The 11265-nt window shown below is 55.6% G+C and carries 11 protein-coding genes; 2 read left to right on the top strand and 9 right to left on the bottom strand.

Going from position 1 to position 11265, the window contains the following annotated elements; all coding sequences use genetic code 11:
- Positions 1-123 precede the first annotated feature (123 nt).
- The 4 genes from VGH19_07210 to VGH19_07195 form a co-directional block, all read right to left on the bottom strand.
- Positions 124-414, bottom strand: coding sequence for a DUF5615 family PIN-like protein (locus tag VGH19_07210; protein ID HEY1171135.1), 291 nt, complete (start codon positions 412-414; stop codon positions 124-126).
- 41 nt (positions 415-455) lie between these two features.
- The gene (locus VGH19_07205) at positions 456-626 is read right to left on the bottom strand and encodes a DUF433 domain-containing protein (GenBank protein HEY1171134.1); all 171 of its coding nucleotides are present in this window, start codon (positions 624-626) and stop codon (positions 456-458) included.
- A gap of 45 nt (positions 627-671) precedes the next feature.
- Positions 672-1601 carry a serine hydrolase gene (locus VGH19_07200; GenBank protein HEY1171133.1) on the bottom strand — a complete coding sequence of 310 codons (930 nt, stop codon included), beginning with the start codon at positions 1599-1601 and terminating at the stop codon, positions 672-674.
- A 95-nt stretch (positions 1602-1696) separates the two neighbouring features.
- Positions 1697-2305: an RsmD family RNA methyltransferase gene (locus VGH19_07195; protein ID HEY1171132.1), complete on the bottom strand. Its 609-nt coding sequence runs from the start codon at positions 2303-2305 to the stop codon at positions 1697-1699.
- A 272-nt stretch (positions 2306-2577) separates the two neighbouring features.
- Here VGH19_07195 and VGH19_07190 point away from each other — a divergent pair, with 272 nt between their 5' ends.
- Positions 2578-3339 (top strand): hypothetical protein, encoded by a 762-nt coding sequence (locus VGH19_07190; protein ID HEY1171131.1) that lies wholly within the window; start codon positions 2578-2580, stop codon positions 3337-3339.
- Positions 3340-3341: 2 nt separating this feature from the next.
- Here the strand turns inward: VGH19_07190 and VGH19_07185 are convergent, their stop codons facing one another.
- The 3 genes from VGH19_07185 to VGH19_07175 all read right to left on the bottom strand — a co-directional run bounded on the left by VGH19_07185 (position 3342) and on the right by VGH19_07175 (position 6821).
- Positions 3342-4331: a hypothetical protein gene (locus VGH19_07185; GenBank protein ID HEY1171130.1), complete on the bottom strand. Its 990-nt coding sequence runs from the start codon at positions 4329-4331 to the stop codon at positions 3342-3344.
- Positions 4332-4567: 236 nt separating this feature from the next.
- Entirely contained in the window at positions 4568-5440 is an 873-nt protein-coding gene (locus VGH19_07180) for a sugar phosphate isomerase/epimerase (protein ID HEY1171129.1), read from the bottom strand.
- A 166-nt stretch (positions 5441-5606) separates the two neighbouring features.
- Positions 5607-6821, bottom strand: a complete 1215-nt coding sequence (locus VGH19_07175) for a serine hydrolase domain-containing protein (protein HEY1171128.1) — start codon at positions 6819-6821, stop codon at positions 5607-5609.
- Between the two features lie 223 nt (positions 6822-7044).
- Here VGH19_07175 and VGH19_07170 point away from each other — a divergent pair, with 223 nt between their 5' ends.
- Positions 7045-8625: an alkaline phosphatase D family protein gene (locus tag VGH19_07170; protein HEY1171127.1), complete on the top strand. Its 1581-nt coding sequence runs from the start codon at positions 7045-7047 to the stop codon at positions 8623-8625.
- Between the two features lie 45 nt (positions 8626-8670).
- On the opposite strand, the gene VGH19_07165 is transcribed toward VGH19_07170, so the two are convergent.
- Both VGH19_07165 and trpS read right to left on the bottom strand, forming a co-directional pair.
- On the bottom strand, positions 8671-9606 hold the full coding sequence (locus VGH19_07165) for a GDP-L-fucose synthase (GenBank protein HEY1171126.1): 936 nt from the start codon (positions 9604-9606) through the stop codon (positions 8671-8673).
- A gap of 30 nt (positions 9607-9636) precedes the next feature.
- Entirely contained in the window at positions 9637-10617 is a 981-nt protein-coding gene (gene trpS / locus VGH19_07160; GenBank protein HEY1171125.1) for a tryptophan--tRNA ligase, read from the bottom strand.
- Positions 10618-11265 lie beyond the last annotated feature (648 nt).

Raw genomic sequence — 11265 nt, 5'->3', positions numbered from 1 at the left:
TGCGCCACCGCTTCACGGGAACCTTCGCCAGCGTCATAAGCCACAAGTATCCGCTCCCGCAAATCCAACGAAATCGTCTTCACCTCTTCCTCTTACCTTCCACCCTCAGAAAAGGCTACAGTTTTATTTAAAACGCTCTAGAGAATGCCGAAGGATGATTTTCATCGCGGCATTGCTGGTATTTCCACAGGTCAACCAGATGACTGAAGGCGGTGGGCCATATCGCTCAACCAATTCCACGAAATCGGAATCTTTGCTCAATACGATGGCATTTGCTTCACGTGCAGCAGAAAAGATTTCACTGTCTTCGGCGTCGCGCAATCCCACATCCCGTAGAGATTTGGCAGGTTCGCCCAGTTCGGGTTGAATCCATGGGGCCAGTGCCGGGGACAATTGCGCATCCACCCAGATCATGCGCCGGTCAGGACAGGGTGATTTAATTTACGGCTGGCGTATTAGAGACAAGCCTGCACGTCTTCCAATTCCAGATCGGGCAATTCCTCCACTACTTGCGCTGCACTTAAACCATTCGCCAGCAGGTCGAGCACGTCCACCACACGGATACGCATGCCGCGAACACATGGCCGTCCGCCGCATTGTGCAGGATTAATGGTAATCCGTTCCATAGAAGAACAATGACTCAATTCGACTTCTTTAGCAATGCCACCTTTTTACTTCCAGCGCTCCAACCACAACTTCGCCACCGCCGGAATGATCTCTTGATTATTCGCGTTACCATCCGTGAATACGACCAGCACAAACTTACGCCCATCCGGCAGTGCCACATAAGCCGCATCATGCCGTGACTGACTCGTCCACCCCGCCTTAGACCACAGTTTGGCTCCCTCCGGCAGAGCCACTCCTGTGTATGCCGCCTGCCGATCCGTCTTCGATTTCGGATCCCGACTCAACAACTCCCGCATCTCCGCACTGCGCTTGGGCGACACCGCCTTGCCCAGCGCGATCTCCGTTACCAAACGCGCCGTCGCATCCGTCGTCAGCCAGTTGCGATGATTCGGTGCGCTCACCTTGATGGACTGCGTCTCGCGACCATAAGGCCCATCGCCCCACGGCTTCCGGTTCACATTGATATTCTGATAACCTTGCGCCACGAGATAGCGATTCACCGCATTCCGCTTCTCCTGCCACTTCTCCAATTCCTCTTTCGATAACTCCGGTCCGCTCGTCGTGTCTGTCAGCAGGTCCACGATGTAATGCGTCGGCTCATTGCCTGAGTCCACGATCATGTCCTTCATCGCACGCCGCAGCTCCACAGTATCCTGCAGTTTGCCGTCCTCCATCCACTGATGCGCCGCGAGCAGATAGAACAGCTTCACCACACTCGCCGGATAGATGCGCAAATCTCCGCGATAACTCGCCCGCGCCGGCTTGTTCGTATCCGCCAGGTCCACCACCGTCACCGCCAATTGATCCGCCTTCAGCCCCTTGCTCTCAAACTGCTTGAGCGTATCCGCCACCACGCCATCCAAGATCGTTTGCAACTTTGGTAAAGGTGGCAATTCAACGGCAGCGCAGATGTTCATAGAAATGTAAGACAAAGCGATTAAGACAACGGCTACGATATGTCGTGACGTTTTCATACGTTCAAGCGCTTGAAATGCTCTCCCTCTCCTCCATAGGCAAGCCGAGCTTCGGCGGAGAGGGCCGGGGTGAGGGGTGAGAGTGCCAAACGAGGCTAAACTTCCACACCAGCATCAGACTCCGGCTTACTCTTCTTAATCAAAAAAAGCATCTGCGAATCTCCGTGCTTCATCACCTTCTTCTCCTTCCACACGTCCGTCACTGTCACACTGTCCCGCTTGGTGTGACCCAGCACGAACATGCCATCTGGTGCGAGCAAGCCAGGCAACAACTCGTGATCCAGCAGCTTCTGTGAAAACGAAGTGGAACGACGGCCCACATTCTTTTCCCCGAACGGCGGGTCAGCCATGATGAGATCGAACTGCGCTCCGGCCTGAGCCAGTTGCGGGATCGCCACCAGCACATCTTGCAAACGCAGGTCGTAGAGATGCTGGGGTATGCCCGTGGCTTCGAGATTATCCCGGATCATCCGCGCATGACGCGGTGCCAGCTCGATGCACACCGCACTCGCCGCCCCGCGGCTCATGCACTCCAGGCTCAACGCCCCTGTGCCGCCGAAAAGCTCCAGCACCCGCGCACCCACCACGCGATCACCGAGGCTGTTGAAGATCGCTTGCCGCACGAGATCCGGCGTAGGCCGGACATCGTACCCTTTCGGAACCTTCAAGATGACATTCGCGGCACTGCCGCTGATGATGCGCATGCCGGGATTAAAGCGTGAACATAACGGCTCGTCGAGCCAACGAAATATCGGCTCTTATCGCCAAGGTAACCATTACGAGTTACGTGCACTCAATGGCCCCGAAGGGGCCAATGCCAGTAGCCACTCGTGACCAACGGAAACTAGTGGTGAACGATTTCAAAAATGACACCGCCCTGAATGGAACGGGTGAAAGAGCCGTCACAATTAATTCTTTCCACACCAAATTTGTATTTCCAACTCTCGTCAGTTATCTTCTTTAAGAACCCGATGCTATGTCTTCAGGAGAACCGACAACTACACCAAGTGTACACTCTTCCTTCAAACAAGCTTTAACCACTGCTGCACGAATACTTGTCGTCATCTCAGTCATCGGCTTCTTGGGCGGGTTCTTCATTCCAACGAAAAGGAGTGGACCTAGAATTCCAATTGTCCGTGCCAAAAACGAGATTTCCCAACTTGAGCAAGCCATCGTCGCTTACAAAGCCAACTACAGCCGCTGGCCCATGACCTCGAATGCATTGCGACACGATTCCTCAGACTTCACCTATGGCACCTTTGGAGTGGATATGCAGGAACGCATCACCGTGATCAACCCGCGCCCTCGCCATCAGGCGAACAACTCCGAGATCGTCACCATTCTGATGGCTGTGCCGCATCCTGCCTACAATCCAGATCACACGAACAATCCGCTAAAGAAAGAATTCCTGAACCCTAAACGCTCTACGGAAGACGGCAAACCCGGCCTTGGTCCGAAAGATAACATCTACCGCGACCCATGGGGCATGCCCTATATCATCAGCATTGACCTCAATGGTGATGGCATGACTCAAGATGCTTTTTACTCTTCCGCCAAAGTTTCCCAAAGTCCAACTGGAGGTATCAATGGTCTGCGCAGCCTGTCCGGTTCAGGCCCCAACGAATATGGTCTCAAAGGCTCAGTTATGATCTGGAGCTTCGGCCCCGACCGCAAAGCCGATCCGAATATCCCCGCCAACGAAGGCGTGAACGCCGACAACATCTTGAGCTGGAAATAAGGCTAGTTCGCCTTCTTTCGATTCACCAACCACTGTGTCGCCGACAATTCGCCGAAAGTTTTCATCCGGTCAAAATAGGAAACGATGTCCCGTTCGGTCAGGGTGGGATAAATCGCATCGAGCTGTTTCCCCAGCTCCTTGAGCGCATTGCGTCGTTCTTGCAGCGTAGCCAGTTCATCCTTCACTGTACGTCCGCTGTCATCATAGATGTTGGCGGGGTCCATGGAGCGGAGCACCTGGCTTTGGATGTTGATCCCCACAAGACTTTTGAGAAGAAATCCGCCCACGGATTCCGCCTCAAAATGCTGGCCCATGGCCAAGGCCGCCTGCCGGATGGCGAGGGCAGAATCAGGATCACCCGCTTGCTGATATAGCTTCGCCAGTTCGGTGCTGTGCTGGCCCAAATTTTTCATCTCTGATAAATGCGGCAAAAGCAGGTTAGCAGTCGCCATCGCCTTGGCCTCCGCCTCTGACCATCCAGCTGCACGATACGCGTCTTCCGCCGATTGGATGAACTCCTTGGAATAATCCTGCCAACCATTTTTGCCGCTCGCCGTCATCAGTTCCTGCACTGCCAGATCCGTATTGCCCGTCTTGAAAGCCTCCTGCGCCGCCAGATAATTCGCCATCGCATTATCTGGTGCTGCTTTTTTCAGCGCCTCGATACGTTGCTGCTTTTCTTTTGGTGTATCACTGCGGAAAAAGGCGGTGAAATTTACCTGCGGATCATGTGGGAATTTTTCCAGTGCCTCTGGCAAGTACGCCTTGTCCTCCGTCGTCTGAAACGCTGCCAGCAGGCTCTCCGCGTTCCGCCGGTTATCACGAAGATAGCCAGCGAGTTGTGCTGCTGTCAGGCGGTTCGTGCTGCCATTCTCCATCATAGCGATGAGCTGTGCCACTTTGGATTCCTCAGTCGGCGCTTCAGATGTCACATTACTGCGGAACCGTGGAGCGGGCAGTCTCGGTCCAGTCGCCTTCCCGTTCGGTTTCACGAGACTTGCAGTGGGTTGGGGTAACGGCATCGTGATCGTAGGGTGCTGTTTCCCTCGTCCAAGCATCAGCCATCCGCCTACTAATCCTAATATCAAAATGGCGACACCGATTCTCATGCTAAAGCATTGTCCTATTCAGACAGTATATCGTCACATTCCTCACGTCACTGCCACATAAAACAAAACGGCAGGACCATCCTAGTCCTGCCGTTCGTGCAGTAGATCAAATCAACCGCTTAAAACTTTACGGACTCGAGATACTTCAAGCTCGGTGCGATCTGGTCGTTCACCACCGGAGATTCGTCCTCGATGAAGTAATACTTCACACCCGCTTTCTGCGCAGCTTTCAGGATGGCTGGCCAATCCATCTGGCCTTCACCCACCGTCACGTCGTTCTTCACGTCGGACTTGCCTGTGAGATCGCCCGTCACGCCCTTGCGCTTGTCCTTGATGTGCATGAGCTGCCAACGCTTGCCATACTTGTTCAGCCACTTCACCGGATCTTCACCCGGATGAACGACCCAATACACATCCATCTCGAACGCGACGAATTCAGGATTTGTCTCCTTCAGCAGGAGATCCATCAACGTGCCGTCACCATGCTTGTGAAACTCATAGCCATGGATGTGGTAGAAAAATTTGATGCCGTGTTTCTTCAACGCTTCGCCCGCTTTGTTGAACACCGCGATAGCCGCGCGCGCCTCGGCTTCATCGAACGAATCCTTGTGTGGGATCCAGGCGCAACCGGCGTATTCCAAGCCCAGCGCCTTCGCATCCTTCGCGATGCTCTCCACATCATCGCGATATTTCTCGAACGGGAAATGGCCGCTCACCGGCTTCAAGCCCGCTTCATCCAGCAAGCCCTTGAACTTCTCCGCAGGCATGTTGTAAGTGCCCGCCGTCTCCACGATCTGGAAACCGTAATTCTTCACCGTCTTCAGCGTGGGCGGAACTCCCTTGGCAGTGAACTCCGCGCGCAAGCTGTAGAGCTGCAGACCTACGGGACCTTTGAAATCCTTGCTGGTGCCGACGGGTTTGTCCGCGGCCATGAGATTGACGGCCGCCGTCAAAGACAGCATGGCCATGAGTGAACGGGCGATAAGTTTCATGCCGTGATTGAAGCGAAAAGAAAGCCGCAAGCAAGCGCGAACGGAGCGCCGGTCTCCGCTCCGGCGAGAATTAAATCATTATGCTACGCGAGCGTGGGCAGATGTTCTCCCTCTCCTCTAAATGAGGAGAGGGCAGGGGTGAGGAGTGAGCGAGCCAACGGTTTCCTTACTTAACCACCGCCGCTGCTGCTGCCTCCTGAAACGCCTTCCGCATCTCGGAAGCATCCCCGTTCGGCAACCCCGCGCGTTGCAACATCAAGATCACGATCAGCTTCTTCTCTGGGTCCGCCCAGCTCTGCGTGGCATAAGCACCGCCATGACCGTATGTGCCCTTCGCCAACATACCCGTCACACCTTGCGGCTCTTTCACCACGGCGAAGCCGAACCCGAAACTCATGCCATCTACAAAACCCGTTTTGATATCGCCCGACTGCGTTGTCGTCGCCTGCTTCACCGCCGCTTCGGAGAGCAACCGTTTGCCCTTCCACACGCCGCCATTCAACATCATCTCGTAAAACTTCAGCACATCTTCCGCCGTGGAAAATAATCCGCCTGCCGGAAAAGCCGTGCGCACCTTGTCTGAAATACCACCCTGCACGAAATACACCGTCGTCTCTTCCAGCCCCTTCCCGCCTGCACCAGGTTTGTAAGATTTCGCGATGCGTTTCACCTGCGCGGCCGTAGGATGAAACGTCGTATCCTTCATGCCCAGCGGATTGAAAATCCGTTCCTGCATGAACTCCGCATACGTTTTGCCCGAAGCCACTTCCACGATGCGCCCGAGTGTGTTGATGCCCGGATTGCTATACTGCCACTTGCTGCCCGGCGGGAAACGCAACGGCTGCTGCGAGTAAGCCATCGCCAATTCCGCGAGCGTGCAATTATAACGCGGTGCCGGGACATCCCCGATGCCGGACGTATGCGTGAGCAAATCGCGCAACGTGATCGGACGCGCCGGACGTTTCAGCACCATGCCGTCCTTGCTCTGTGAATCCACCAGCCACTGGTTCTTAAACTCCGGCAGATGCTTCTCCACCGGATCGTCCACCGAAAGTTTGCCCTCATCCTGCAACATCATGATCGCCGTCGCGGTCATGGGCTTCGTCATCGAGGCGATCCAGAACATGTCATCTGCGCGCAAAGGCTTCTTCGTGGCCAGATCGCTGTAACCTACGACATCCAGCGCAGCGAGCTGCCCATTCCGCGCCACCAACGTCACCGCGCCCGAGATGATGTTGCTATCCACAAACCCCTGCATGCGCCGGGGAATCTCTGTCAGCTTCAACGCATCCATCCCCGCCTTCGAAGGATTCGGACTCGCCGCGTGAAGTGATGGAACAACCAAACAGAAAGCCAACAAGGCGATGAGATGACGTTGCATGAAATGGATGTACCGAAAGCAAAATGATTTCACCAGCAAGAACAACTAGGCAGGTAGGGCCTGCGGCTTGGCCCGATTCAGTGTCGGGGTCCTCAACGGGCCGCCGTCGAAGCACCTGCACCGACTAGGTCTCAATAATGATTATAGCCATCAAATCCCACGTCACCCAATCTTCACCTCTTCCATACTCGCATCTCCTATTTTTCCCACTATAGTCTCCCCCGTGAACTCACACGGCAAACCATCGCTCATCTCCCGTCGTCATTTCACCCGCAATCTCCTGCTCTCCGGCGGCTCGCTCGGCTTGCTTCCGAACATCCTTCGTGCCCAGCAAGCGCCCGGTGTCCTCCAGGCCAATCGCCCCATCATCCAAGGCGGCGCGATGACCGGTGACATCGTCGGCAGCAACGGCATCTTCTGGTCCCGCTGCGATCGCCCCGCCACGATGCTCTTAGAGCTGAGCACCACATCGAAGTTCACGGACAGCCGCCGCATCCGTGGCCCCATTGCTCTTGAGGATACTGATTACGCCGTGAAGCTCGCCTACGGCGCTTTGCCTCCAGGCCAGACGATTTTCTATCGCCTCGCCTTTGAAGACCTCGCGAACTCCAATGTCTTGTCCGAATCCATCACTGGTTCATTCAAGACACCATCAGCGGATAAGCGCGACATCCTCTTCGCCTGGTCGGGTGACACCGCAGGCCAAGGCTATGGCATCGATGTCAGTCGCGGCGGCATGCGCACCTATGAAGCCATCCGCAAGTTACAACCGGATTTCTTCATCCACGGCGGCGATACCATTTACGCGGATAATCCTCTGCAAGCGGAGATGAAATTAGATGATGGGACCGTGTGGAAAAATATCATCACGCCGGAGAAGAGCAAAGTGGCGGAAACGCTCAGCGAATTTCGCGGCAACCACTTCTACAATCTCCTCGATGAAAACGTCCGCCGCATGAACAGCGAGGTGCCCATCTACTTCCAATGGGACGATCATGAAGTGCTGAACAACTGGTATCCCGGCAAGCAGATGACCGAGGACAAACGCTACACCGTGAAGAGCGCTTCACTGCTCGCCGCCCGTGCCCGCCGCGCCTTCTTCGATTGCCTGCCCATCCGCCCGCATCCGCTGGAACGCATCTATCGCAACATCCCTTACGGCCCTTCGCTCGAACTGTTCTTCCTCGATATGCGCAGCTATCGCGGAGCCAATTCACCCAATCGCCAGAATGAGCTTGATGACGCTTCCGCTTTCTTAGGTCGCCAGCAACTCGATGAATTGAAACGCGCCCTCTCCGCTTCCAAGGCCACTTGGAAGATCATCTGCTCCGACATGCCCATCAGCCTCCAATGCCGTGATGGTAAAGATTCCTTTGAAGCTGTGGCGAATGGTGATGGTCCTGCGTTGGGCCGCGAACTGGAGATCGCCGATCTGCTGCGTTTCCTGAAAGAACGCAAGATTCGCAATACCGTTTGGATCACGACGGACGTGCATCATTGCAGCTCTATTTATCACGATCCTAGCAAGGCGACCTTCCAAGAATTCGATCCGTTCTGGGAATTCATCTCCGGCCCGTTGCACGCAGGCACCTTCGGCCCGCCAGCTTCAGACAACACCTTCGGTGCTGAGACGCGTTTCATCGGTATCCCAAAAGGTATGAAAGGAAATCGCCCGCCATCCGATGTCTACCAGTTCTTCGGCACCATGAAGATCGACGCGAAGACCGAAGAGCTCACCGTGACCCATTGGGATGTGAACGGAAAGAATCTGTGGAATATCACGATTCCCCCGAAGTTGGGATAGTATGGAGTGGACGGCGGAACACAGTCCCGCGTCCTAAGCGCAATATCACTTCGCCCCGAACTTCTTCAGATAGTCCTGATACGCCAGCTTCACACCCTCTTCCATCTGGATCGTCGGCTTCCAGCCCAGCGTGAAGAGCTTGCTGCCATCCATCAGCTTGCGCGGCATGCCATCGGGCTTGTTCGTGTCCCAGAGAATCTTTCCATCGTAGCCCACCACCTTCGCCACCAGCTCTGTCAGCTGCTTGATGGTGATCTCGATGCCCGAGCCAACATTGATGAATTGTTCCTCCGCATAATTCTCCATGAGGAACACGCAGGCATTGCCCAAGTCATCCGAGTAAAGGAATTCACGCAAGGGTGAACCTGATCCCCAGCACGTCACCGTCTCGGCCTTGTTTACCTTGGCCTCATGCATGCGGCGGATGAGCGCGGGTAGGACGTGCGACTTGTCGAAATCGTAATTGTCATTCGGCCCGTACAGATTTGTCGGCATCACGCTGATGAAATCGCATCCGTACTGGCGGCGATACGCTGCGCACATCTTCAGGCCTGCGATCTTCGCGATGGCATACCACTCATTCGTCGGCTCCAGGGGCCCAGTGAGCAGATGCTCTTCCTTCATCGGCTGCGGCGAGTGCTTCGGGTAGATGCATGAACTGCCGAGGAACAGCAGCTTCTTCACCCCCGCTTTGTAAGCACCATGGATGAGGTTGTTCTGGATCTGCAGATTCTCGTAGAGGAACCACGCGGGATACTCGCTGTTGAACTTGATGCCGCCCACGCGCGCCGCCGCGATGAACACATACTCCGGCTTCTCCTGCTCGTAAAAGCGTGTGACGGCTTCTGTGTCCATAAGGTCCAGCTCCCCATGCGTACGGCCGGTGATATGCGTGAACCCTTGCCGCTCCAGCTCCCGCCAGATGGCGCTTCCTGCCAGTCCCCGATGACCGGCCACATAGATACGGGCGTCTTTGGCGATCTTCATAAATATGCCGGAATCAATTTATCCTCAGTCCAATCCACACGCCAGCTTGGCCTTGGCCAGCACCTTCGTAGCAGTTTCACGGGCTTTCGCAGAACCTTCTTTCAAGACCTGTTCCACATAATCCTGATTCGCCGCCAGCTCTGCGCGTTTCGCACGCGCTGCTGCGAAATAATTCCAGTAATGCTCGAACAGACCTTTCTTCAAATCGCCATAGCCCATTCCACCCGCGCGCAAACGCTCTTCATAATCCTTCGCCACATCCGCCGGGGCGACGAGCTTCAGTAACTGGACCGCGATGTTTTTGTCTGCATCAGGCTTCGGTTCCTGCGGCGTGCGGCTGTCCATCACGATGCCCATGATGCGCTTCTTCGTCGCCTTCTCCTCGCCGAACAGCTCAATCGTGTTGCCGTAGCTCTTGCTCATCTTCTGGCCATCGAGACCTGGCACCACCGCCACTTCCTCGCGGATACGGGGCTCGGGGATCACGAAGGTCTGTCCGTAAATGTGATTGAACTTCATCGCCAGATCACGTGCCACTTCCAGATGTTGCTTCTGATCTTTGCCCACTGGCACGATATTGGAGTCGAACAAAAGGATGTCAGCCGCCATCAGTACCGGATAAGCGAACAAGCCATGATTCACCGCACCCAAGTCGCCTTCGGCTAGCTTGGCTGCCTTATCCTTATAGCTCGTGCAGCGCTCCAAAAGTCCCATTGGTGCCACGGTGGTAAGCATCCACGCCAGTTCAGTCACCTCCGGCACATCCGATTGCCGCCAGAAGACGCACTTCTTCGGATCGAGTCCGCAAGCCATGAAGTCCAGCGCCACATCGAGCGTGTACTGCCGACGCTTCGCCGCATCCGTCAGGGACGTCATGGAATGGTAGTTCGCAATGAAATAGAACGCCTCGCCCTGATCTTGCAGCTCGATGGCCGGGCGCATGGCCCCGAAGAAATTCCCGAGGTGCAACGCGCCCGAAGGCTGGATACCCGTCAAAATTCGCATGGGCGGCACAGTAGCAACCGGCCTTGCCGCGTTCAAAGGGTTTTCCGCATTCGCCGCGGGCGCACCCTGACATTGCCTCTAATGTGCTGCCGGATTCCAGCCGACAGAAAGGGCGCTCTCGCCAAGCCAAACTCGTCCGCTCTCCGCTAGGCGTATGCTTTCCCCTTAACCACCCGCAGTTCTATTTCGATAACAATGTCAGGGTGCGCCCCCCCGGATAGGCGGTCTCACTCCGGACAAAGCAACGTCCGAAGTGATCCCGGCCTGCACGGGCTCACCCTTTTCATATTTCATACATTCCCCGAAGCAGCCTTCCCGCCCGATCCGATCAATGCTCCCTCATCTCGATGGCATCCTGTCCTGCGGCACTCTAGCCACCAGTCCACACCCACCAGATCGAAACCCTCGCCAGCCACTCCAATAGCCTAATCGTCGTCGTTCTCGTCCTTCGTCGTCGTCCTCGAACAACGACTTTGGAGTGCGGAGGCTTGCCTCCGCTTTCCGCCCGAGGCGGCTTGCCGCCTCGAACCCAAAACCCGCCACGATACCCAAAAGAAAGAGCGGTGTATCAGTTTTCAGTGCCCTATAGGCCTGCCGGTGCAACCGGCCTGAAAACTTTCCAACTCCATCATCCGACGATGGCTCAAG

The sequence above is a fragment of the Verrucomicrobiia bacterium genome, from assembly GCA_036405135.1.
Taxonomy (GTDB): Bacteria; Verrucomicrobiota; Verrucomicrobiia; order Limisphaerales; family JAEYXS01; genus JAEYXS01.
This window is presented reverse-complemented; position numbering and strand designations above follow the sequence as displayed.

What these genes read in the sequence shown, in the direction of transcription:
- VGH19_07210 (HEY1171135.1), bottom strand. Translation starts at nt 414, where the DNA reads ATGATCTGGGTGGATGCGCAATTGTCCCCGGCACTGGCCCCATGGATT.
- VGH19_07205 (HEY1171134.1), bottom strand. Translation starts at nt 626, where the DNA reads ATGGAACGGATTACCATTAATCCTGCACAATGCGGCGGACGGCCATGT.
- VGH19_07200 (HEY1171133.1), bottom strand. Translation starts at nt 1,601, where the DNA reads ATGAAAACGTCACGACATATCGTAGCCGTTGTCTTAATCGCTTTGTCT.
- VGH19_07195 (HEY1171132.1), bottom strand. Translation starts at nt 2,305, where the DNA reads ATGCGCATCATCAGCGGCAGTGCCGCGAATGTCATCTTGAAGGTTCCG.
- VGH19_07190 (HEY1171131.1), top strand. Translation starts at nt 2,578, where the DNA reads ATGTCTTCAGGAGAACCGACAACTACACCAAGTGTACACTCTTCCTTC.
- VGH19_07180 (HEY1171129.1), bottom strand. Translation starts at nt 5,440, where the DNA reads ATGAAACTTATCGCCCGTTCACTCATGGCCATGCTGTCTTTGACGGCG.
- VGH19_07175 (HEY1171128.1), bottom strand. Translation starts at nt 6,821, where the DNA reads ATGCAACGTCATCTCATCGCCTTGTTGGCTTTCTGTTTGGTTGTTCCA.
- trpS (HEY1171125.1), bottom strand. Translation starts at nt 10,617, where the DNA reads ATGCGAATTTTGACGGGTATCCAGCCTTCGGGCGCGTTGCACCTCGGG.